Origin of the sequence: Niallia sp. M35 (genome assembly GCF_050971705.1) — a bacterium.
In the GTDB taxonomy this organism is placed as follows: Bacteria; Bacillota; Bacilli; order Bacillales; family Cytobacillaceae; genus Niallia; species Niallia circulans_A.
On the sequence record NZ_JBPCEP010000007.1, the window covers coordinates 1 to 23327 of the forward strand.

The 23327-nt window shown below is 35.6% G+C and carries 18 protein-coding genes, 9 tRNA genes and 1 pseudogene; 21 read left to right on the forward strand and 7 right to left on the reverse strand.

Translation table 11 applies throughout. The features are described from left to right. The first annotated feature begins 30 nt into the window (after nt 1-30). From NiCM35_RS10450 to NiCM35_RS10490, 9 genes are all read left to right on the forward strand, one after another. A tRNA-Phe gene (locus NiCM35_RS10450) sits at nt 31-103 on the forward strand. A gap of 11 nt (nt 104-114) precedes the next feature. Then, nucleotides 115-198: transfer RNA gene (locus NiCM35_RS10455), tRNA-Tyr, on the forward strand. 7 nt (nt 199-205) lie between these two features. Continuing rightward, nucleotides 206-279, forward strand: a tRNA-Trp gene (locus NiCM35_RS10460). A gap of 19 nt (nt 280-298) precedes the next feature. Beyond that, nucleotides 299-374 (forward strand) — tRNA-His (locus NiCM35_RS10465). 44 nt (nt 375-418) lie between these two features. Next, nucleotides 419-493, forward strand: a tRNA-Gln gene (locus tag NiCM35_RS10470). Nucleotides 494-496: 3 nt separating this feature from the next. After that, nucleotides 497-571 (forward strand) — tRNA-Gly (locus NiCM35_RS10475). A 10-nt stretch (nt 572-581) separates the two neighbouring features. Beyond that, a tRNA-Cys gene (locus tag NiCM35_RS10480) sits at nt 582-655 on the forward strand. 34 nt (nt 656-689) lie between these two features. Further along, nucleotides 690-775, forward strand: a tRNA-Leu gene (locus NiCM35_RS10485). A 22-nt stretch (nt 776-797) separates the two neighbouring features. Next, nucleotides 798-879 (forward strand) — tRNA-Leu (locus tag NiCM35_RS10490). Between the two features lie 151 nt (nt 880-1030). On the opposite strand, the gene NiCM35_RS10495 is transcribed toward NiCM35_RS10490, so the two are convergent. From NiCM35_RS10495 to NiCM35_RS10505, 3 genes are all read right to left on the reverse strand, one after another. After that, nucleotides 1031-1438, reverse strand: a complete 408-nt coding sequence (locus NiCM35_RS10495) for a tyrosine-type recombinase/integrase (protein WP_371473345.1) — start codon at nt 1436-1438, stop codon at nt 1031-1033. 849 nt (nt 1439-2287) lie between these two features. Continuing rightward, nucleotides 2288-2455 (reverse strand): hypothetical protein, encoded by a 168-nt coding sequence (locus tag NiCM35_RS10500; RefSeq protein ID WP_433779427.1) that lies wholly within the window; start codon nt 2453-2455, stop codon nt 2288-2290. 34 nt (nt 2456-2489) lie between these two features. Next, a complete protein-coding gene (locus NiCM35_RS10505; RefSeq protein ID WP_433779429.1) occupies nt 2490-2906 on the reverse strand; it encodes a hypothetical protein in 417 nt (138 codons plus the stop codon). A gap of 483 nt (nt 2907-3389) precedes the next feature. Between NiCM35_RS10505 and NiCM35_RS10510 the strand changes: the two genes are divergently transcribed. Then, on the forward strand, nt 3390-4241 hold the full coding sequence (locus NiCM35_RS10510; protein WP_371473333.1) for a CatB-related O-acetyltransferase: 852 nt from the start codon (nt 3390-3392) through the stop codon (nt 4239-4241). A 1602-nt stretch (nt 4242-5843) separates the two neighbouring features. Here the strand turns inward: NiCM35_RS10510 and NiCM35_RS10515 are convergent. From NiCM35_RS10515 to NiCM35_RS10525, 3 genes are all read right to left on the reverse strand, one after another. Further along, nucleotides 5844-6068 carry a hypothetical protein gene (locus NiCM35_RS10515; protein WP_141231364.1) on the reverse strand — a complete coding sequence of 75 codons (225 nt, stop codon included), beginning with the start codon at nt 6066-6068 and terminating at the stop codon, nt 5844-5846. 60 nt (nt 6069-6128) lie between these two features. Next, nucleotides 6129-6386: a hypothetical protein gene (locus NiCM35_RS10520; protein ID WP_123259940.1), complete on the reverse strand. Its 258-nt coding sequence runs from the start codon at nt 6384-6386 to the stop codon at nt 6129-6131. A gap of 183 nt (nt 6387-6569) precedes the next feature. After that, a complete protein-coding gene (locus tag NiCM35_RS10525) occupies nt 6570-7337 on the reverse strand; it encodes a TVP38/TMEM64 family protein (RefSeq protein ID WP_123259939.1) in 768 nt (255 codons plus the stop codon). 159 nt (nt 7338-7496) lie between these two features. Between NiCM35_RS10525 and NiCM35_RS10530 the strand changes: the two genes are divergently transcribed. The 5 genes and pseudogenes from NiCM35_RS10530 to NiCM35_RS10550 all read left to right on the forward strand — a co-directional run. Beyond that, nucleotides 7497-8189 (forward strand): response regulator transcription factor, encoded by a 693-nt coding sequence (locus NiCM35_RS10530; RefSeq protein ID WP_123259204.1) that lies wholly within the window; start codon nt 7497-7499, stop codon nt 8187-8189. Next, nucleotides 8182-9522 carry a HAMP domain-containing sensor histidine kinase gene (locus tag NiCM35_RS10535; protein ID WP_163185226.1) on the forward strand — a complete coding sequence of 447 codons (1341 nt, stop codon included), beginning with the start codon at nt 8182-8184 and terminating at the stop codon, nt 9520-9522. Before NiCM35_RS10530 ends, NiCM35_RS10535 begins: the two co-directional genes overlap by 8 nt. A 767-nt stretch (nt 9523-10289) precedes the next feature. Beyond that, a complete protein-coding gene (pssA, locus tag NiCM35_RS10540; RefSeq protein WP_433779432.1) occupies nt 10290-10811 on the forward strand; it encodes a CDP-diacylglycerol--serine O-phosphatidyltransferase in 522 nt (173 codons plus the stop codon). A gap of 12 nt (nt 10812-10823) precedes the next feature. Then, complete coding sequence (locus NiCM35_RS10545) at nt 10824-12608, forward strand: ABC transporter ATP-binding protein (protein WP_433779433.1); 1785 nt, start codon at nt 10824-10826, stop codon at nt 12606-12608. A gap of 245 nt (nt 12609-12853) precedes the next feature. Beyond that, a pseudogene (locus tag NiCM35_RS10550) lies at nt 12854-13435 on the forward strand (DNA/RNA helicase domain-containing protein); the annotation flags it as partial. A 156-nt stretch (nt 13436-13591) separates the two neighbouring features. Here NiCM35_RS10550 and NiCM35_RS10555 read toward each other — a convergent pair. Continuing rightward, complete coding sequence (locus tag NiCM35_RS10555; protein WP_433779435.1) at nt 13592-14434, reverse strand: nuclease-related domain-containing protein; 843 nt, start codon at nt 14432-14434, stop codon at nt 13592-13594. Between the two features lie 162 nt (nt 14435-14596). Here NiCM35_RS10555 and NiCM35_RS10560 point away from each other — a divergent pair, with 162 nt between their 5' ends. From NiCM35_RS10560 to celB, 6 genes are all read left to right on the forward strand, one after another. Further along, nucleotides 14597-15676 carry a GntR family transcriptional regulator gene (locus tag NiCM35_RS10560; protein WP_123259933.1) on the forward strand — a complete coding sequence of 360 codons (1080 nt, stop codon included), beginning with the start codon at nt 14597-14599 and terminating at the stop codon, nt 15674-15676. Nucleotides 15677-16126: 450 nt separating this feature from the next. Next, entirely contained in the window at nt 16127-20197 is a 4071-nt protein-coding gene (locus tag NiCM35_RS10565; protein WP_433779437.1) for a carbohydrate-binding protein, read from the forward strand. Nucleotides 20198-20526: 329 nt separating this feature from the next. Then, complete coding sequence (locus NiCM35_RS10570; RefSeq protein ID WP_047943303.1) at nt 20527-20835, forward strand: PTS sugar transporter subunit IIA; 309 nt, start codon at nt 20527-20529, stop codon at nt 20833-20835. 58 nt (nt 20836-20893) lie between these two features. Beyond that, nucleotides 20894-21214 carry a PTS cellobiose transporter subunit IIB gene (locus NiCM35_RS10575; protein WP_095333496.1) on the forward strand — a complete coding sequence of 107 codons (321 nt, stop codon included), beginning with the start codon at nt 20894-20896 and terminating at the stop codon, nt 21212-21214. A gap of 163 nt (nt 21215-21377) precedes the next feature. Continuing rightward, nucleotides 21378-21881 carry a hypothetical protein gene (locus NiCM35_RS10580; RefSeq protein WP_433779440.1) on the forward strand — a complete coding sequence of 168 codons (504 nt, stop codon included), beginning with the start codon at nt 21378-21380 and terminating at the stop codon, nt 21879-21881. A gap of 21 nt (nt 21882-21902) precedes the next feature. Further along, complete coding sequence (gene celB / locus NiCM35_RS10585) at nt 21903-23258, forward strand: PTS cellobiose transporter subunit IIC (protein ID WP_095333501.1); 1356 nt, start codon at nt 21903-21905, stop codon at nt 23256-23258. Nucleotides 23259-23327 lie beyond the last annotated feature (69 nt).

The following is a 23327-nucleotide window of genomic DNA, read 5'->3' on the forward strand; positions in this document are numbered from 1 at the left end:
TTTTTCAAAAAATAAATAGCATTAAGTTATGGCTCAGTAGCTCAGTCGGTAGAGCAAAGGACTGAAAATCCTTGTGTCGGCGGTTCGATTCCGTCCTGAGCCACCTTTTATGTCGGAGGGGTAGCGAAGTGGCTAAACGCGGCGGACTGTAAATCCGCTCCTTCGGGTTCGGCGGTTCGAATCCGTCCCCCTCCACCATTCATTTAGGGGTATAGTTTAAAGGTAGAACGAAGGTCTCCAAAACCTTTGGTGTGGGTTCGATTCCTACTACCCCTGCCAATTTCAAATAAATATTATGGCGGATATGGCGAAGTGGTTAACGCATCGGATTGTGGCTCCGACACTCGTGGGTTCGATTCCCATTATTCGCCCCATTTATTTTTGACACTTTTTTTATTTTATTGCATATATATAGTATTGGGCTATAGCCAAGCGGTAAGGCAACGGACTTTGACTCCGTCACTCGTTGGTTCGAATCCAGCTAGCCCAGCCATTCGCGGAAGTAGTTCAGTGGTAGAACACCACCTTGCCAAGGTGGGGGTCGCGGGTTCGAATCCCGTCTTCCGCTCCAATATATTTATGGCGGCATAGCCAAGTGGTAAGGCAGAGGTCTGCAAAACCTTTACCACCGGTTCGAATCCGGTTGCCGCCTCCATAATCGTTTATAATTTAAATTTGTTACATATCATGCCGGGGTGGCGGAACTGGCAGACGCACAGGACTTAAAATCCTGCGGTAGGTGACTACCGTACCGGTTCGATTCCGGTCCTCGGCATTACCAAACAAATTATAAACGCGCCGGTGTGGCGGAATTGGCAGACGCGCACGACTCAAAATCGTGTTCCTTCTGGAGTGTCGGTTCGACCCCGACCACCGGTATCTTTTTAAACAGCTTGACCCTTGTGGTTAAGCTGTTTTGCTTTTGATTGTCCCCAATTTGTCCCATTTTAATTAAATTCATCTAGGACACTTCAGATTTTTTCTTTTTCTTTCTCCTCTAATTCCTTTAAAACATGACCATACGTATTAATTATTCTTTTTGTGTCTTTATGCCCCATGTATTTGCGACTACAGAAATATCAATTCCTTTTGCGAGTATGACAATACAATAGGCATGCCTACAGCCTGTTGCTGTAATAATTGGTTTTATCTTTAATTCATTGAGATAGCTTTTTAGTGCCTTATTTATTCCGTTATTGGTTGGCAAACCATTTCTTTCATCAAAAAATATGAATCCGTCAGATATATCATGAATTTTCAAGCTTTTTGGTTTTGCTTTTAAAGAGTCGAGCACTTCCAATAAATCAGAACTTACTGGAACTTCTCTAACTGAAGTAGAGTTTTTTGGTGGAGCAAATACATGACGAGTAGAGTCTATTTTTCGGTATGTCTTAATCATGCCATTTTTGAAATCTATCTCTTCCCATGTTAATGCCATCACTTCTCCCACTCCTAAAACCAGTTTTTAATTGTACATACAGGAAGTAAGGAATTATGCTAGTAGGGTAATTCATTTTTTTCTTTAAAAAAGAGAGTAATGATTGATAGGCTGATAGAGATTCAATAAACTTCTCATTTTCTGTTTCACTTGTTTCTGTGAATTTATTTAACACTTAGTGTAAAATCCTTTATTAAAATGGAGTCTTTTCTAGCTAAAAGAATTCCGTATAGCTCTGTTAAAGCGGACTGAGAGAATACGCACCAACTTGTTTTCTATAATCATTTAGAATTTCTTGATACTCGCTGTACTTCATTGTAGAAGCGACTTTATTACCAAACCATTTTTCTACTTGCGTGCCAACTTTTCTGTACTTATCTATAGTTCTTGCGCTTCTATTTTATCAATGACAGGAGCATAAGCTTCTAACTCCTTTTTTAAGCCATTCTCAGTGATAAAGAAGCGTTTTGTGCCATAACCATAGGATTTACATGCTCGATAATAAATTCGTCCTCTTATTTAGTAATTCGTAATGTTTACATATTTTTTCAGTTCCTCGATAAAATCAAAATTTTTCATGTCAATAAACGGAGATTCCCAGTATTCAGCTGATTCTTTTCCACTGCCTTGCATATATAACAATCCTGAACCTTTCACCTCAATTGGTGAAATTTTCTCTAGGGTTGCAGAAACCAAAGACCATACGATAAGCCTCACTGCTATTTGAGCCGAGGATAATTCTAAGTGCGAGATTATCGCGTAGATCCGTAGAAAGAGTTTCAGACCTCATTTGTTGAGCAGCAATTAAAATAAAAACTCCTGATTGATGACCCAATGTAATTATTTGCTTTATTCCGTCCATAACCTCACTAACAACCTTTTTAGACTGCTTGTCTGTTCTACTAGCTTGGAAAGCTCCATTTCGTCAAATACGACCCAAACGGGTTTATAGCCATGGTCTAAGAAGTTACTACCGTACTTGATATTCTTATTCATGTAATCATAACATTCCTTCATTTCAGTTACCGCCAATCTGACGACTCGAGCAATGTTATTCGGGTTGTTGGCACTCGTTCATCACTAAAGTAATGAGATAAACTTCCCAAATCTGAGTTTTTGGGTCAGCGATGTAAATAATATTTATGCTCTCGTTTACTTCTACGCGACCTGTAGAAACCACATTTAATCGTTTAGGATGATTAAGAAAATAATGATATTCACAGACAAAAGGACGGTCTATCTTTTCTTCTAAATAAAAATTCAGTAATGCTGATAGTTTAACAACTTTGATGGATATCTTTTCAAATTTTGCGCTCAAGACACACAACCGAATAGTTATCATGAGAAATATTGGAATCTTTTTCGAATTTTCCATCTTTTTCAATTCTTTCATAAGCTGCTTGATATCCACTAAAAGTAAACTATTTCCGAGCGTATCTGTAATATCGACTACTGGTTTGATTGCCATGTTTACATTCCTCTTTTCTAATTTTCTTTTTGTTCAATTTTTTAATATGCATCAATGCATTTCTTATTTCTTTTCGAGCATACTCTTCTTGAAGAGTATCAAGCGATAGATAATATTTTATCGCTTCAATAAAGGTCTGTTTTCGTTTCTATCTCTAGATTCATAATTTCGCTCCCTTTTTACATAGCTATTAATCTTATATAACCTTGAATATTAAGAACTCGTTTTTGATCAGACATAATTACTGTGTCAAACCATTTCTTTGTTGTAAGAAAAAGCTCAATGCTGAACCCTGGAGTCGTGAAAAATTTTTATAAGAGAACTGGTAAATGATTTTAGACATGAATAAAAAGCGAATTAGCACAAAATAATTAGATGTGGTATATTTAGAAAAAAGTTCGGGATATGTATAGTTATTATGATTGAATAAAGACTTAATAAAGGCAGTCTATGCTTATTTGAATAATTGCAAGAGGTGAAATAATGAATCAACGAGAAATAAAGCGTCTTACATCAGATATGATGAGAATCAATGATAATTTTTTTATCTATGGTACTGGAAGTGCTGCTAGCGAATTAGTAGCAAGAATAGGTTATTTTATTGTAAAGGTACCTTACTTTATTGACCGTATGGAAAGAGAGAGCATTCTGGGGAAAGAAGTAGTGAGCCTTGTCAATGTTGATTTTACGAAAGTGAAGAGGTTAATTATTGCAAGTGAATCGTATGAAGAAATATTACAAGTAATATCAAAATATACTTCCTTAGAGTCACTTCATATATATTTACCTTTTCGTCCAAAAGCAGATTTCAAAGATATTGTAGGGAAGTTTACATATGGAATTAATGATAAAACCGTTGAAAGTAAACATTATTTAAAGAGCGTGGGGAATTTTTGTTCGATTAATGCAGATGCAAATATAGGAACCTTAGGTAATCATCCCATAGATCTTGTTACAACCTCAAATATGCTGTGGAATCCAATGTGGAAAATGTTAGATCAATATGACCAAGAACTATTAGATAGATATAATAAGCCAATAGTTATAGAAAATGATGTATGGATTGCTACAAATGCAGTTGTATTGCCAGGAGTAACTATTCATAATGGAGCAATAGTAGCGGCAGGAGCGGTTGTCACTAAAGATGTTCCCCCATATGCAATTGTTGGCGGTGTTCCAGCTAAAGTAATCAGATATAGATTTGATTCCCATATCATTAATGAATTACTTAAAATTAAGTGGTGGGATTGGGATGATGAAAAAATAAAAGCTAATTTCGAATTATTTTTTGATATTGAGAAGTTTGTGAAAACACATTCTATAAATTGTAATTGACGAATACAGATTTTTTACTCTTTCCTTCAAAAACATCCGTGCAATTGGTCTGATGATTTACATGATTGGAATAGTAAATTCGATATTTGGCATTTGTGAGAAACATTGATGTAGCAACGAAGTAGACAACATATACGATATTGTTTACGACGTAACTTTTAAGCCATGAGCCACTATTGAGTGGGAGTAAAAAAATAAGCTTAGAATCCTTGTTTTATAAGGGTTCTAAGCTATTTAATTGTTTAATTGCTAATAATGCACATTAATTCAAAATAATTTTATTTCTAAACATATATTATTTTTCTCTTGAATTTACCATGGTTAATACTTGATCTAAACTGATTGGAGAAAAATTATTCACATCGACGCCAGTGTTTATCGCTCTAGGACCTAATATATTCCGAAAATATTCTTTCTTGTTATTAAAGGCAATCATGAATACTATCTTGACGATCCAGAGTTTGAAAGCTCATATTTCGAATGGATTAAAGATTATTGTTCATTCAAGTACAACAAAAAAACATTTGTATTGTTCCACTATCCAATTTTAGAGTGGATTCGTTTTATAATAATTCTATACATCTTTACGGGCATGTACATCATTAAATATTTCTTCCCGTTAAATGCTCTAATATTTCGTTTGCTTGTTTTCCAGTCCCACGGACTACAAAATCTCCTAAATATAAACTTCATCTTTATGTTTAATGAAAAGCATTCCAATTACTAATTATTGTTTGATTCATTTTTGCTAGATCTTCAAAAGGGCGGTTGCTAAACCTGATAATATTTTCATGAAAAAATGTGTATCTGAAATAAAGTACTTCAAAGACAAATTTCCTTTCTTATTTGTTTTATTCTAACCATATATAATTTTTCTCAATTTATATATGAATAATCAATTTTAAAACTGGGTATTAGTGTAGCCGTTGTATACAATTATTTTCAGTAGAACAAAGAAGGACTATACAAATAGATAGTTAAACTAGTAAAAAATATCCCGACCACCGCTATCATCAGATTAATTTATGTCTAGATTAATCGCTAAAGAAAGCTCACAAACGTTGATTTAATAAGAATTGCGAGCTTTCTTTGTTTTTAGAGTATACGATAGAAAACGATAAAGGTTTTTCTGTACTTGCAACTATTAGGTGATTATTTTTTATATCAATGTACAATAAAGCTCAAACAAGTTGGCCTAGAAATCACTTGAATAAGCATAATTAGGTATCTAAAATCCCTTATTAGCAATATTATATATACATATAAGCATCAACAGGCTTTGTTTTAATAGTCCTTAAAAAATAACTTTTCATTTTTTCAAAGTTATAAATCTATTTTGAATTAGCCGGTATAAATTCATATGCTGTTTTTTTATTGCGAATGATTTTATAACGATTGTAGATTAAAGAAGAATACATGCCCTTTGAATTGTGAAAGCTTACCACTGTAATTTCCTCTGAGCGTGTGTTATGTCATTTTCTACCGTGTACTTCGTTTCAATGACAAGGTCATAGTCATCCAGGACGATATTCCGCAAAAAAGTGTTGTCTATTAAGATTCTTTATTCGGCTTATTTTAAAGACTTTATTCAGATTGCGCCTTTTAATCCATATCTTCTGCTCCAGCACGATGATTGTTCATTTTAATTGTTAAAATGGCACATGATGCAGTTAGAATGGCTGCGATGAAATAGGCACCAAATAACCCAAGTTGAAAAACAATAAATCCAGGGATAGAGGAGCCAAATAACAAACCTGTCATCATCAATGGCATAATTACTCCGTTCGTTCGTCCGATATATTCAGAGGCAACTTGTTTAATCATCAATGTACTGAAAACATCCTGGAAAAACGCCGCAGCTATGCCAGATAAAATTCTTAAATCGACCTAACTGATAGTACTTCTTATAGTGTTATCATAGCAAAAATTCAACAGAAAAACGGTCATAACAATCTTCGTATGATGTTCTCCGAATGCGGTTAAAGCAACAGCAATCCCTCCGCCAATGAGCATTCCAATTCCCTCAGCCGCAGCGAACCAATGTACCTTCTCTTTAGCAAGACCTAATCTTTCCATAATGCCAAAGACATTTAAAGGTTGTGTAATGCCAAATGCTAAACCAGAAATTAAACATATTTCCTGCAAGTATTATCAAATTTAATTGTGATAATACGTAATGAACACCTTCTTCAATTTCAATTAGTACCGATTGTTGAAATATTGCGTGCGTTTTGGGATTCCATCGATTTTACGCTCTACCAATAATGGTAAAAATAAAAATCGGTAGGTATTCTTTCTTTGCAAAATAATTGTTTCTTTGTATTCGATTTATTCTCCTTTTTTGGTACACAAACTTTCCTTTTTGTTAATGCTCAGGTTTACCTTGGTTTTGGCAGAATGACTTGTCTCTTTTGTTTTCTTCATATTGGAGAATCGATCCATCATTTTATCTTTATAGATATATCCGAGAATAAAACCAACTATAGCGATAACCGATATGATAATGGCTATGCTATATTGCTGCATATGAATGGTGGACCCCAAAGCAGCAGATGCAATAATCCACGGCAGACGACCAACTATAAGTATGGTGAAGAATCTTAATGAACTCATGGATGTAAGAGCGGCCACAAATACAAGCAGGTCTTTCGGCAAACCTGGAATCACGAAAAAGATAAATAAAAAGATAGAAAACTTTTTCTCATCCTGTATTAACGACATCCACTTATATTTTTTCTTCTGTAGTAGCTTTGAAATATAATCGCGGCCGATAAACCGAGTGAAATAAAAAGCAATCGCTGAGCCTATTATTAAGCCGATTGTAGTATATAAGGATCCTAATGTAACCCCGTAAATATAACCGCCTGCAACCTGTACGACTTCTCCTGGAATAGGCGCAACCACGATCTGAAGAATCTGAAATAAAATAAACATGACCGGTCCCCAATGACCTGTTGAATGAATAAACGCCCTAAAATTGTTCATGGACGACATAATCTTAATAATGGTAGGAGAATAATAGATCAAACCAATAGACAATATGAGAGTAAGACCTAATAGTATTGTTATGATTGTTTTTTTCGAAAGTTGTGGCATAGATTAAAACTCCTTTATGTAATTACTTCTATCTGTTTGTAGTATAGAATGGATAAATTAAGAGTTACATACATAATTTCTGAAGAATTCTTAAGTCGACTCTATTTACTGGTAGTTGCACAAAACGCCTATTATACTGATATTAGATGGGGTGATCAGATGAACAAGCAAATCTTAATTGCTGATGATAACAGTGAAATTCGAGAAATTGTAAGGATCTTGTTAGAAAGTGAGAATTATGAAGTGGTTGAAGCGATAGATGGTCAAGATGCGATTAATAAAGTAAATGAAGAGACAGATCTCATAATTTTAGATATGATGATGCCCAATAAATCAGGGCTGAAGGCGTGTTTGGAGATTCGTGAAAAAACAAGCGCACCGATCTTGTTCCTTACTGCGAAAACGCAGGATTCGGACAAACAATTGGCCTTCTCTTCAGGCAGTGATGACTTTTTGTCCAAACCTTTTTCTTATACAGAACTCGTTTCGAGAGTGAAGGCTTTACTGCGGAGATATTATGTCTATCGTGGCAAGGAGAAGACGGAGGAAACGGAGCATATTATCATTAAGGATCTTACGATTCACCAGGATGCAAAGACTGTATTTGTTGGAGAGAAAGAAATCACTTTGACTGAAATTGAATACCAGATTTTGCTGCTGTTAGCTAAGAAACGACGTAAGGTGTTTTCGGCTGAAAACATATATGAAAGTGTTTGGGGGCAACCCTACTTTTATACCTGTAACAACACAGTTATGGTCCATATTCGTAATTTGAGAAGTAAACTTGAAGATGACCCGCAGAACCCTAAATATGTAAAGACTGTTTGGGGAAAGGGGTACAAAATTGAATAGATTACTAATGGGGAAAAAACTTAAGATCAAGCTCGTTTTGGCAGTATTAATTTCCTTAGCTATTTCTTTAAGTGTTTTCGGAATTTTACAAGTCGTTGGCGAGAAAGTGTTAAATAGTTATTTAAGCAAATCTGCGTTTATGGAAAATAGGCAGCAAGACGCGCTTGAACGATTCGAAGAGTTTGTGAATAGCCAAAACGTGTCCACCCGTGATCGAGAGAAATTGACTGAATGGATAAATAATGAGCGATATTTGAATCTGTATATTTTTGCAAAAGAGAAATTAATTTTTTCATCAAATAAAGAGGTTGATCCTGCTATTAACGAAGAGCTACTAACTCGGTTCACGCCTTCGGAAACACCTACTACCATCCATTTTGCGGATCAAGATGCCCAGATCTACTTGGTAGGCCTTTATGAGTATCAATACTATAATCTCATTTTGTTTATTGGTATTTTCATAGCAGCCATTATATTTATTATTTCCTTCTTACTGATAATTAATAAGAAAACATCCTATATCGGAGTACTTGAACAAGAGATCAAAATACTTGAAGGGGGAAATTTAGATTATTCAATTACTATATCTGGAAAGGATGAATTATCTTCTTTGGCCCAAAGTATTGATGAGATGAGGAAATCATTTGCCGAGAGACTCGGTAGTGAGGAGAGGATCAGGATAGCTAATCGCGAATTGATCACGGCAATTTCCCACGATTTACGTACTCCCCTTACAATTTTGCTGGGATATATGGATATCATCGAGCTTAACAAGTATAAGAATCATGAGGATTTGCTGCAGTATATTCATAATAGCCGAGAAAAGGCCTATCAAATCAAAGCGCTATCGGACAAACTATTTGAATATTTTACGGTGTCCTCTGCCGCTGAAGAAGACGAGGTGGAATTTGAATTATATGAGGGCAGAGCGCTTATAGATCAACTCATTGATGAGCAACTGGTGGTTATGGATAATTTAGATGTTCAAGTGCAAGCAGTTCCATATGATGAGAAATTTTTGCTGGAAATCAATTTGGTCGCTATACGCCGTGTATTCGATAATATATTTTCAAATATTCGAAAGTATGCTGATCCGATGCATCCCATTCATATTCAGATTTCCTTGAAACAACAATGGGTCGATCTTAGGTTCGAGAATAAGATTTTACATGAGACCGAAAAGGAAGATAGCAACAAAATTGGACTCGTTAGTTGCCAGAAAATAATACAGAAGCACAACGGGACGTTAAACGTATCGATACGAAAAGATACTTTTTTGCTACAGGTAACGTTACCTGTCATTTTAAATAAAACAGCACAGACTTTTGAATGATTTTTGGGCATCCAACTTGTCACTGGAACCAAAATCAGTTGTTTCCGAGTCAAGGAGGGAATGGTGCTTCCCTTTCCGCTGTTTGAATTTGTATCTAAATAAATTAATCTCTAACAACATAAGGAGTTAAACAATTTTTTATTGAAGCTGTGTTTATGTTCTGTGTATTTTATCTCTATGTATTGATATATTCAATGAATTCTCAGGAGATTGTTATAAAGAATAATGGTGTGTTCTTGGTAGCCTTATTCTTATTTGTTCTATACTTGTTGATAAATGTAGTGTATATAGCTTCAAAGTGGGTATATGGATCCATGATGAAAAATATACAGAAGAAAAACAATTGAGAAAATAAATCCATAAGGGACAGAACCGTGGTGAAGCAACAGACGGCGATCTGGCTAAGGTTGCAAATGGAACGTTCGAGGTCATGGTTTATCGGCATCCTAACATTAAGAATTATATAATCAATAAAAGCAGACCGGTTGATGGTCTGCTTTTATTATTTTTTTCATATCAATGCTCCTTTTCCATTTATCATTCAGTTGTACCAACAAGTTGTGAAATTAGCTACCCATATGTGAGATACTAACCGACTTAAGAATTCTTAAGAATTATAAACCCCTCATCTTAAGAAATCTCCCATAATCTTATATATCATAAGCAAATAGGAGAGGGTAGATTACAGGGCGAAAACAATTTAACCAGATTACCAAATATCAATAATAGGGAGTCATAATAAAATTCATTATTAGTTAGGAGAATCTATGTTTATAAAAAATATTCCCAATCTGCTTACCTTTGTAAATTTGTCATTGGGGGTGCTTTCAATTGTTGAGGTTATTAATCAAAATTACTTCGTAAGTGCCATATATATTATTATTGCAGCATTTATAGATCGATATGATGGAAGAATCGCTAGACGATTAGATGTTTGCAGTGAATTCGGTAAAGAATTGGATTCCTTGTCCGATTTGGTTTCCTTTGGGATTGCTCCAGCTTTACTTGTTTATTTTAAATTTAACTTTGATGATCTTGGCATACTGCGACTTGTAGGTATAGTTGCTCTATTGTTATACGTCGTCAGCGGTTCATATAGATTGGCACGATTTAATATCAAAGAATTTGAGGGTATCTTTCGTGGAATTCCAATAACCGTGGCAGGTTTTATTCTGTCCATTTACTCGGTGTTTGCACCAAGCACGATTAATTTAACATTTATATCGGTAATTTCATTATTTGCTTTTTCCTATTTAATGGTATCAAGTATAAAATTTAAAAAAATATAGTAAGGAGTAATTATGAGCAATCAAGAGAAATTTACAAATATTCGCGATCGTGACAACTCTTTAAATAAAACCGGTCTACGCTATTTAGCGAAGCTTTTATTTTCTACAGAAGTTCCCAAGCTGGTTCTAAGCATAGCCCTTATTTTAAGTATTATCAGTTCATTTGTGGGGTTGATTGTTCCGATAGCTACTGGAAAAATAATTGACCAATTTCGTTTGGAATTAATAAATGCCACTACGATTATACAGCTTGTCTTTATCTTTATTTTGCAAGCCGTATCAAGTGGATTCTCATACTATCTGTTAGCTTATGTTGGAAATAGAATGGTCAATCAATTGCGTAAACAGCTTTGGGAAAAGATGCTTCATTTACAGATGAGTTTCTTTGATCGCTACCGCTCTGCGGATCTTATGAGTCGCATCGCAAACGATACAAATGAGATTAAATCACTCATTACCGATCACTTCATCAACTTTATTTCCAACTTGATTACAGTTATTGGTGCAGTGGCCATGTTATTTTATTTGGATTGGCAAATGACGTTAATCATTATGTTGGTATTACCTATTAGTTTAGGTGTAATGATGCCGATGGGGAATAAGATGTATGAAAATTCCGTGCGTTTACAGGAACATTTGGCAGCACTATCCTCGACGCTGTCCCAAATCATTGGGGAAATGAGACTGGTTAAGGCTTCTAACTCGGAGAGAAAAGAATTAAAAAACGGTGAAGCTAACATGGATGATTTATTTCAATCGGAAATGAAAGAAGCTCGGGTTAATGCAGTACTGATGCCATTGATGACATTAATTATGATTGTGCTACTAGTTGTAATTATCGGTTATGGGGGAGTGCGTGTTTCTTCGGGAGCTCTTACTGCAGGGAAACTTGTAGCATATATCTTACTTTTGTTTCAAATTATGATGCCTGTTGAACAGTTTGGAGCATTTTTTTCGAATTTAAAAAAAGTAATGGGATCGACAGAGAGGCTAAGGCTTATCTTGGAACAGCCCCTCGAAGCTGACAACAAAAAGGATGTGATGCCGGACAAGCATAACATCTTAGAGTTTCGCGAGGTTTGTTTTGGGTATGAAAGAGATAAGCAAATCCTGCTAAATGCTTCTTTTACGATACCAGATCGTAAAGTAACTGCTTTTGTTGGTCCTAGCGGAAGTGGAAAAACAACCATTTTTTCGCTTATTGAGAGATTTTATGATCCGGAAACTGGAAACATATATTGGGGTGATACGCCAATCGCTTCTTTTTCTCTCCATGATTGGCGCAAAAAAATTGGTTATGTGTCTCAAGAAAGCTCTCTTATATCAGGTACAATCCGAGAAAATATTATCTATGGGCGAGAAGACGAAGTGAGTGAGTTGGAGATGATGAATGTAGCCCGACTTGCATATGCCCATGATTTCATTGACGCTTTACCAAGAAAGTATGAAACAGAGGTAGGAGAAAGAGGAATTCAGCTATCAGGCGGACAACGCCAGCGTATAGCTATTGCTCGTGCTTTGTTGCGACAACCGGATATTTTGCTGTTAGATGAAGCAACCGCAAGCTTGGACAGTGATTCAGAACATGAGGTCCAAAAGGCACTGCATTATTTGATGCAAGATCGTACAACCATTGTAATCGCACATAGATTATCGACAGTTGTACATGCGGATCAAATTATTGTATTTGAGTATGGACATGTTACAGGAGTTGGAAAACATGAAGAATTACTTCAGACACACCCTTCTTATGCTGCATGGGCAAATAAGCAATTTCAAGGTATACAGAGACTATAAATTATAAGCATGTTCGCTGAAATTTTCAAAAACCTATATTTTTACTTGTTGAAATTGCTATGGAAGTCATCATTTCGTTGTTTATGGCTGAATTAATTAGATATTTCTTCACGTCTTGCTTCATCTAAACGAAAGAAAGTATTTTTTGGCATAAAATCCTCCTTAATTCAAAGTGTGAATCGATTCACACTTTGAATTAAAGAGTTTAGGAATTGTGTTATAGACAAATTAATTCATCCTGTTTTTTCTCTAATCTAAATGAAATGAAAGCAGAAATGGAGAAGAAAAATAAAATCAATAACAAATCTAGAATTGTTTCCGGATATTGTTGGGAATGGCTTAAGGAAAATCGGATGAATTCCAACTTCCATGATATTAAAATTGAAGAGCATAATTTCGGAATCAGCTGGAACTTGGATAGCTCTACAACATGGGCTATTGATGAAAATTCTGTACATGAAGCAGGATGTATACATACGTGTCAAGGATTAGAATTTGATTATGTTGGAGTTATAATTGGTGATGATTTACGATATGAAAATGGAGAAGTTATAACGGATTATACAAAAAGAGCAAAAACAGATCAATCACTGAAGGGGATTAAGAAAATGCTTAAAGAATCTCCCGAAGAGGCTCGAGAAATAGCAAATAAAATTATTCGTAACACGTATCGCACATTAATGACCAGAGGACAAAAAGGTTGTTATATCTTTTGTACTGACAAGAAATTAGAAGAGTATTTTAGAACTCGTTTGACGAGAGAAAGCGTATATAGTGAAAAGACATATGGAAATATCAAAATTGCTGAGGAGAAGGAAAGTTATTAAAGAATGGGTAGGAGGCATATTCAAAAATTTGTAACATCTTTGATATCTTCATTGTTGGGAAGTTGAAGTTAAGTAAAATAAAATTATTTTTGTACTTAATTATCCATTTAGATGAGAATTATGTTTCTATTATCTAAATGGATATTAACTTCTGTTTTACAAACTTTTTTGATGCTCATAACAATAAATTTTTCCTTGGAACTTCTTATTAGATAAACAGAATGATTTTACTTTTTCTGATACGGGTTTCTGACAGACTATACACTTATTTTCCTTTTCTTTGTTGTCAGTGATGTTCTTCTTTTCTTTGATAATATCTATATGCTGCTTTCTAATTGCAGCATCTGTAATATTAGCATTCAAAAGTGAATTGTAGATCATCTCCATTTCATTTATTAGAAAAATAGGGTTTGTGTATTGTAATTTAAGAACAGCAACCTTTCTATTAATAAACTGAGTTAATTCAACATCGTAAATGACCAATTCAGCAGAACTAATCTTCCGCAATTCTTCCTCTATTTTAAATGTGCATCTCTTTGTAAAGGAAACTACTGAAATAAAGTATGGATGATATTTCGCTTCTATAAAACTTTTGAGAGCTTGAATATGACCATAATTCTGCATTAAAGGATTCATCATTTTGAACTTACCATTAATTAACCAAGTTTTTCTATCTTTTCCTCCATAAATAGTTCCTTGATAATTCTTCGTTTCGATGACGAACAAACCATAAGGAGTTATGATGACATGGTCAAGCTGAGAATATCCCGTTGATGATTTAGGATTTTTAATGAATAAATCACTTAAATACATATAATCTTTAGGTAGCTGGGATAGTTGAATATCAATTTTGTATTCGCCGAGTTCCCCTTTTCTAACAGCAGATTGATTGTTTTCTATTTTGGTTGTGGAGGTGTTTCTATTTTTTACGTTGATTGGAGCTTCTTTCTTGTTTTTTTTAATTGTATTTTTCTTTTTAAATAGAAAATCTAAAAACATAATCTGCCTCTTTCTGTTGGAAATATTTTTCTATACCTTAATATCGACTTATAAGGAGAATTTTTTAGAGACCCAAAAGAATCATCCCCCTTCATCTTTCACGCCAAACTTAGTATAGTAGATATATATTTTCCATTAGTTACACACAAAAACGGCTGGAGGATGAGTACAATTAAAAACGAACCATTATATCAGCAGATTCAAAATAAGATTATAGAGCGAATAAAGGACGGGAAATGGAGAGTCGGAGATAGAGTTCCTTCTGAGAAGGATTTAATGGATGAATTTCATGTAAGCCAGATTACTACCAAGAATGCGTTGGCTGGCTTAGCGGATCAAGGAATTGTGGAGCGGATTAAGGGGAAAGGGACGTTTGTTATTGAAAGTAGTTTTACAGGTTCAATGGCACGAAACCAAACTTCAAGTGGGTTGATTGGGTTAATTATTCCAACGATGAAGACAAAGGTGGAGCAGGATTTTGTCAATTTTCTTGAACAATATGTGACGGAGCAAGGGTATAACTTAGTCATTAAGATTTCTAGAGAATCACAACTAAAAGAAGCGGAAGCTATTGAGACTTTTCGTGTGATTGGTGTGGAAGGAATTATTATTTTTCCGGCAGAAAAGGAAATGTATAATGAGGCAGTTCTTCGACTGTCGCTAGATAAGTTTCCTCTCGTATTGATTGACCGATATATGAAAAATATTTCTACCTATAGTGTCAGTTCCGAAAATACTCAAGGAACGTTTGCGGCTATTTCTTATTTGTTGGATAAAGGATATGAACAGATTGGACTTATCTCTCCCTTAATAACAAACACGGTTACGGAAGAAAGAGCAAAAGGATTTGAACAAGCTTTTTTTAGAAAAGAAATTACAATTGATAAAAACCTTTGGCTAACACTGCCATTTGATAAAATCTCCGTTCAGGAAACGCCTGCAATAATTAAACAATTTTTATTAGAAAACCCGAAGCTAACAAGCTTATTTACGATGAATGCGGAATTGGCACAGTATGCGCATCGTGCTATTTTAGAAGTTCAAAAAGAGTCTTACCGTCAAATAGAGTTGGTTACTTTTGATTTTCCTGGAATAGAAGGGTTCACCTTTGTACAACAAGATATCCAGCAGTGCAGCAAGGAGACGGTGAAGTTATTATTGCAGCAAATGGCTGGAGAATACGATCCAAAACGAATGTTTATCCCAGTAAATGTGGTGTTTGCTGCCGGAAATGAAATATAGGTAAAGAATATGCTACCTGACTATGGTAGTTTTTTTTGTTGGAAAATTATTCTCCTAACATTTTTCTCCCATGCAGTTCTTTCCTTTTTCTGCTAATAAATAGGATTTTTTTATCAAAAAAGTATAAAAGGTATATTATATACTAAATTTAGTATATTTTTACGAATGAGGATAATATAAGATATTTGTAAGCGCTTTATTTAAAAAGAACAAGATTAAGTAGATAATTTTTAGATGAATCGTTTTTCTCTCTTCTATATGATTTCTAAACAATGAGAAGGTATTATCCAACAAAATTTAAGAGAGCAGTATTTTACTAGAATACAGGTATCCAGGGTGTACAAAATCAACTTATAACTGATCAGGTATACCCTTTTTATATAGATGGTAGTTTTCAACAAATATGGGGAGGGGATTATCCTGAAGAAGTTAGTAAAAGTATTACTGTGTATGAGTTTATGGCTCTCTTTACCGTATGCAGCATTGGCCTACAGTAACCCGATGGATTTACCAGAATCTTGGACATGGGATAGCGGGGAGTATTATGGAGAAGGGGATCCATTTATCCTAAAGCATAATGGTATTTATTATCTCTATGTTAGTACCGTAGATGATAAAAGCGGTGTGAAGGCGTGGACATCCGAAGATTTAATGAATTGGACATATGCTGGTCTCGTTACAGAAGAACCTACTACGAAGGCTGCTTATGCCCCGGAAGTTGTTTACTGGAATGGCGATTTCTATATGTATACATCTCCAGGTGGAAATGGGCATTATGTCTATAAAAGTTCAAGCCCTCTTGGTCCTTTTAAAAAACAAACCGATAATCTTGGGATGGGGATTGATGGACATGTTTTTATTGATGATGACGGCAAATGGTATTTTTATAGTACGGGATCAAATAGAATAGATGCACGCTCCATGCCAACGCCATCTGAATTTGGCAAGGCAACGGATACAGGTGCAAAAATGAATGGCTGGACAGAAGGGGCAACCGTACTGAAAAGACATGGCAAATACTATATGACTTATACAGGAAACCATATTTGGAATAAAGCATACCGTATTGATTATGGAGTAAGTGATTCTCCTAATGTTGGTTTTACAACGAATAAAGAACAGAATCCACTTTTACTAAACACAGAAGGGGAAAATGTAGGTTTAGGTCATAACACAGTTGTGCGAGGACCAGACCTTGATTCCGACTATATCGTCTATCATAGTCATGCGAACCCAGGGCGTAACATAAACTTCGACCGCATTGCGTGGAATGGCGAGAAAATGCTCGTGTTAGGGCCGACAACTTCTGAACAGTCTGATCCTGCTTTACCGGATTTTAGTGATCGATTTAATCGAACCGAACTTGGAGCAGATTGGAAAAATGTAAATGGAGGGAAATGGAGTATCACGAAAAATACTTCTAATTGGCTGGAACAAAAGAAGTTGGGTGATGCAAAATGGTCACGACAAGTGAGTAAGGTATCTACAGATAAGGAATATACAGCAGAATTCAATCTGAAAATGGTAGAAAAAGGGGAGAGTGAAAATCCGCGACTTGGTGTAGTTTTCTCCTATAAAGATGAAAAGAACTACGGAACGGCTGTCCTAAGCTCGAAGCATAATCGATTGGAAACTAATTTTGTTGTGGATGGTGAGGAACAAGGCTGGGAGTATGCAGATCTGCCAGAAGGCTATGATTACACAAAGCTACACCAATTGAGAGTAGAAAGGTCGGGAGATACATTTAGAATCTATGTTGATGGCATGCAAAAGCAAACAAGAGAAGTTCTAAACATTGGAGCTGGCAGCATCGGCTATACTACATCAGATGTACATGGAGCTTTTAGCTATACAGCTTTTAGCAATAAAGTTGACGGCAGCAATGTCTTTGATGCGTATAAGCCTTTACCGGGGACGATTGAGGCTGTTCATTATAATGCTGGTGGTGAAGGTGTCGCCTATCATGATAAAACAAGGAAAGAAGCAGTTAATGCCTACCGCCAAGATTATGTAGATATTGCTGACGATTCTGACGGCAGTTATTACATTGAATCAAATAAAAAAGGCGAATGGCTGAAATATAATGTAAATATTGCCGAAGAAGGCTTATATAATCTGGATTTACGAGTTGGCGAATCCTCCAAAGATGCCAAGATAAGGATCTTGTTAGATGGAAAGTCGGATATAACGGGGGATGTAAGTATTCCGCCATCAACGGATTGGAGAACGTTCTCAATCGAAAAGTTGAAACTACCAAAAGGAAAGCATACGCTAACGATTGAAGTGGTAAAGGGTTCGTTTGATTTTTCAAGCTTTAAAGTACAAGGCTATAAAGCAGTTGATGTATTATATGACGACTTTAATGATGGGGATGCTGAAGGATGGGATGAAGTCGAGGGGACATGGAAAGTTGGTCCTTTTGAAGAGCAAAATATTGATTTCGATGAGTATAAACAGGTTCCTGGGGTAATAAATGCAGCCTATTACAATACTGGTGGGGAAGGAGTTGCCTATCATGATACGACACCAGAAAATATTGGTGGAGTATTTAGAAGAGATTCAGTAGATATCCGAACCAATCCAGAAGGCGGCGGCTATGCTGTTGGGTGGAATCAGACTGGTGAATGGCTGAAATACAATGTAAATGTTCAAGAAGCTGGCGCATACAATCTTAAGCTTTATGCTGCAACAACTTTTACAAGTGCAAAGGCTCGTCTATGGTTAGATGATAAAATAGATTTAACCGGCGTATTTGATGTTCCTGCTACTGGCGGCTGGAACAATTGGCAGGCTGTCATTAAAAATGGAATTAAGTTGCCGAAGGGAAATCATACTTTGAAACTAGAATTCGTAGAAGGGGAATTTGACTTTACGAAAATGGAATTGTCTTCATTTGATGTTCATCGACCACTACCTGGGCTCATTGAAGCGGAAGACTATAACAACGGTGGGCAAAATGTAGCTTATTATGATAAGTCGGAAGGAAATAGTGGGGGACAATACCGTAATGACGATGTGGACATTCGAAAAACAGCTGCAGCGGATTATGCAGTTACCTCAATTGAGACGGATGAATGGTTAACATATGATGTGAATATTTTAGAAGAAGGAAGCTATGGACTTGATTTCCTTGTTTCCTCTGTAAAGGATGGATCGAAAATAAAGCTTCTGTTAGATGACAAGCTAGATCTAACGGGAGAAATTGATCTGCCGAAAACGGGCAGCATGGACAGTTGGAAGACTGTATCACTAGAGGATATAACATTGCCAGCTGGGCAGCATACATTAAAAATAGTTGCTGTAGAAGGTGGCTTTGAGCTTTCGAAATTTATGTTCCACCAATTTGATCAGTATAAAAAGCTGCCAGGCAGAATAATGGCGGCAGATTATATTACTGGTGGTGAAGGGGTTGCCTATCACGATAATACTATCGAAAATATTGGCGGGGAGTATCGCCAGGATGCAGTCGATATCCGTGTGAATCCGGAAGGTGGCTACAATGTTGGCTGGAATCAAACAGGAGAATGGCTGAAGTATAATGTCGATATTGCAGAAGAAGGTAGCTATGATTTAGCCATAAATGTAGCTACGACGTATAAAGATAGTCAAATCCGATTATGGCTTGATGATTCGATTGATTTGACAGGTGTTATTGATGTCCCTAGCACTGGCGATTGGAATAATTGGCAAAGCGTTATTAAGAAAAAAGTTTCCTTACCAACAGGACAGCATACGATTAAAGTAGAAATAGTAAAAGGTGAATTTGACTTCTATTATTTTGAAATCCTAGAGGAAATCGAAGTACCAGAGCCACAAATAATAGGCGAGTACAATGCAAGTAGCGAAACCTTTGCAAAATCAGTTATCGGTGAAAAAGAGTGGAAGGATTACATTATCGAAGCAGATGTTAAAGTGGCTGAAGGATCCGGAGACGGAGGAGTCATCTTTCGAGTAAATAATCCCGCAAATGGAATTGAGTATAGCCAAAATAATGCTGATTTCATGCAAGGATATGTGGCCTATATAAATGAGGACGGCGTCCATCTTGGAAAGCAAAATTATAATTGGGAGTATCTTGGTGGTGCCTCGATCACAGAACCACAAGCTGCTTGGCATCATATGAAAATTGAAGTGATTGGGACAACAATTAAAGTATATGTGGATGATATGGAGACACCAAAGATTAATTTTACGGACAATAGCCGTACTGCCTTTACGCAAGGGAAAGTAGGGGTAAGATCCAATTATAATAATACCAAGTTTGATCATTTCTTAGTTAGACCGTATCAAGCAGATCATACGTCCATTCAAACATTACTGGATATGTACAAGGAATCAGGTGAATTAAAGGATAGTCTTTATAAGAGCTTAAGCAATAAATTAAAGCAATCCAAAAAACACCTAGAGAAAGGCAAAAACGATCAAGCGATTAAATTTCTCCAAGATATAATCAAGCTGCTTCATAACGATAAAAAGGAAGTATTGAAGGAGGAAATAGAAAGATTGATAGATCGATTGTAAAGTGGGTGTCATGTAAAGTGGGTGTCAGGCACCGTAAAAAGACAGTTGTCTTTTTGTGGTGCCTGACACCTGTTTTTATGGTAATGGTTTCCGTTGCGCAAAGGAAAGAGTTTGAATTAACTTTAAATTTAATTAAGTATAGTATGTAGATAAGCAGTTGATAACAAAAGATGAAATCGCTAACAATGGTTTTTTGGTATTCTCAATTGGCCTTTCATTCTTTTAAGCTAGCAATCGAAAGAGAATTAAGTCGAACATACTGTTAGCTTTATCTTTACTGCAAATAGGAGAAATGGAGCACATATTTTTTTATGTAAGGGTGGATTAGCATGAACTTGGAGGAAATTAGTTTTCAAATTATTTTAAATGGAGGAAATGCTCGAGGTTTAGCAATGGAAGCAATAAATGATGCTAAAAGTGGCGACTTTTCTTTAGCAGAGCAAAAACTGGATGAAGCAAATGAAGCAATGCGCGTAGCTCATCGCTTTCAAACAGATTTGATTCAAGGGGAAGCTCGTGGAGAAAAATTTGAAATTCGGTTATTGCTTATCCATGCGCAAGATCATTTAATGAATGCCATGACTGTTGTTGATATGGCAAAGGAATTCATAGAACTTCATAAGAAACTACCTAACTAAGCTGGGAATTTGTTTGATCTTAATCAAAAAATCTTATTAATTATTGGAGGAATATAAAATGAAAAAAGCCCTAATTATTTGTGCAGCTGGTATGTCATCATCACTAATGGCAAAAAAGACAACGGAGTTTTTTAAATCAAAAGGTCAAGATATTGTATTAGATGCTATATCTGCAAATGAAGGCGGTAAGATGATTGAGAAGGGTGAATTTGATCTATATTTAGTAAGCCCGCAAACAAAGATGTATTTTAATAAGCTGAAAGAAACAGGGGATCGTGTAGGGAAGCCGGTTGTTAACATACCACCACAAGCGTATATTCCAATTCCGATGGGGATTGAAAAATTAGCAAACGTAATTTTACAGGAACTGCCGAACTAAGGTGCTAATGAATAGAAGAGAAGGAAGCTACTAGTTTTTCGCTTTCAACGACGGAGTCCGTTCGATCTAATTTCCACTATGAAAAATGAAAGCGGTATCTAATATTAGTTGAAATCTCAAATGAAGAAGCAAGTAGCGAAGAACAAGAGAAGGAGGGATTAATATGAATTATGAACAAAGAGCCTTGCTAGAAAAGCAAAGAAAGAAACAAAGTATAAAAACGATGTATTTTAATCGGTATTTACTTGTTCGTTATGTAACTGCACTATTCTTTTTTACCAATTTATATTGGTCTATTTCGTTGGTGCTAAGTGATTCAAAGCTGTTTTTTATTCCTTTCGTATTATTGCTCTTTATGATAGCTAGTGTTGTGGAGCAAGTGAAGATTTACAGCAGTCCTAGCCATCATCCTAAATTTACAAAATACAGTTTTACGGCATTGCTCGCTGCAAATGTAATTTGTATAGTGCCTGCTTGTTTTTCTTCTACTTTTGCTTTGCTTTATCCGTTCTTAATTAATCAAGATGAATCAAGAATGTTCATTCTAACTATTTTAATTTCGGGTATATTATTAGCTGCTTTCATGCTAAAACGATTGCACAAAATTAGTTTAAATGAAGATAAACACTATAGCCGCATTAAACTATATGAAAAAGTTATTAATTAACCATGGAAAAGAGGAGTTTATATGTCAGGAGAAAATAAAGTATTTGCTCTTTTTGAAAAATATCTCATGGGTCCAATGGGGAAAGTTGCCTCCTTCCGCTTTGTGCGGGCAGTAATGGCAGCAGGGATGGCTTCCATTCCCTTTACTATCGTTGGTTCTATGTTCCTAGTATTGAATGTATTGCCGCAGACACTTACTTTTTTAGAAGGATTTTTCAATAGTACTTTCTTTAAGATTAGTGACTTGTATATGTTAGCAAATAAATCAACAATGGGAATCCTAGCACTCTATTTTAACCTTGTCATCGGTTATGAGTATACGAAAATTATTGCTGAAGAAGACAACTTAAATTTAAATCCATTGAATGGGGCTTTACTATCTATGTTTGCCTTCTTTATGACCATTCCTATGCTCGTAATAGATGGCGGAAAAATCTCGCTTATTCATCAAATTGATGATGGAACAACCATTGTAAATGGCTGGGAGATGGTTGGTGATGGTGTGAGTCGGTTAGGTACTACAGGTATTTTTGCAGCAATTATTCTCGGGATTATCGCCGTGCAGTTATATAGATTATGTGTTAAACAAAATTGGGTAATTAAAATGCCTGAAGCAGTACCGGAGGGGGTATCTAGATCTTTTACAGCGCTAATTCCGGCCTTTTTAGTGGCTATTGTGATCTTAGTTATTAACGGTATTCTAGTAGCATTAGGTACAGATATTTTTAAAGTAGTAGCTGTTCCATTTAGCTTCGTTGTGAATTTAACAAACAGCTGGTTAGGAATCATGGTAATTTATTTCTTAATCCATGCCCTTTGGATTGTAGGAATTCATGGTGCAAATATTATCGGCGCATTCTTAACGCCTATTGTTCTATCTAATATGCAGTCAAACTTAGAGGGAAGTAATATTCCGTTTGCTGGAGAATTCTCAAACTCATTTGTCATTATGGGAGGATCTGGAGCAACTATTGGATTAGTGTTCTTCGTTGCCTTTTTAGCTAAGTCACAACAACTAAAGATATTAGGGAAAGCATCGCTTGCTCCTGGTATTTTCAATATTAATGAACCATTATTGTTCGGTCTGCCAATTGTTTATAATCCATATTTGGCAATCCCATTCTTCTTAGCACCAATGGCTTCGGCTTCGATTGGATATTGGGCCATTAAGTTAAAATTTGTTGATGCGATTATTGCACAAGTACCTTGGCCTTCGCCAATTGGTATAGGAGCATTTATTGGTACAGCGGGAGATTACATGGCTGTTATTGTAGCGATAATTTGCGGTGCTGTAGCATTTCTGGTTTGGTTCCCGTTTATTAAAATGTATGATAACAAGTTAGTAATACAAGAAAAAGGTGGAGAATCAGTATTATAGTCTAATAATTAAATTTGGAGAAACGAATACTTACACGAAGTATTTTCATTGTAGCTCTATTTATTTTAA